General features: G+C 58.0%; 1 protein-coding gene. It reads left to right on the top strand.

Annotated elements, in window-relative coordinates:
• Positions 1 to 96 precede the first annotated feature (96 nt).
• Positions 97 to 536 (top strand): preprotein translocase subunit SecA (locus tag IEY68_RS35885; RefSeq protein ID WP_444543825.1); only part of this gene is annotated, 440 nt, incomplete at its 3' end.

Here is a 536-nt window from a genome sequence, read left to right as displayed (position 1 = left end):
GCGGGGGAGATGTTCTCGGCGGCGAAGAGTGATGAGTTGTTCGGGTTTTCCGGTACCGCTGATGGTGTGGCGAACGAGTTGCAGAACAATCACGGTGTGAAGCATGTGGTCGATATTCCGCGTTTCAAACCGTCGGAGTTGAAGATCGCCGAGGATTATCATGCGATCGGTCAGGAGGGGGTGATCAGTCACCAGGACGCGAAACTTTCGGCTATGGCCCATAGTGTGGCCGAGCGTCAGCTCGATGGTAATCCGCAGTTGGCTATCTGTAACCGCAACAGCGAGGTGGGCAGACTGTCGAGGATGCTCGACGATCTCGGTGTCGAGCATGTGGCTGTGGATGCGAAGTTCTTTCTGCGGCATGGGGAACACGCCGAAGCGGAGCTTCAGAAGATTTTCCAGGAGGCCGGTCAGCGGGGGAAGGTTCTGGTGATCAACCGGCAGGGTGGTCGTGGTGTGGATATTCCGGTGGCTCCCGATGTCGATGCCGACGGTGGTTTGCATGTGTTGATCTCGGGGCGTTCGGCGGAATCGCG

Source organism: Nocardia jinanensis, assembly GCF_014645735.1.
Lineage (GTDB): Bacteria > Actinomycetota > Actinomycetes > Mycobacteriales > Mycobacteriaceae > Nocardia > Nocardia jinanensis.
Note: the sequence above shows the minus strand (reverse complement) of the source record. Positions and strands in the feature narration are given on the sequence as shown.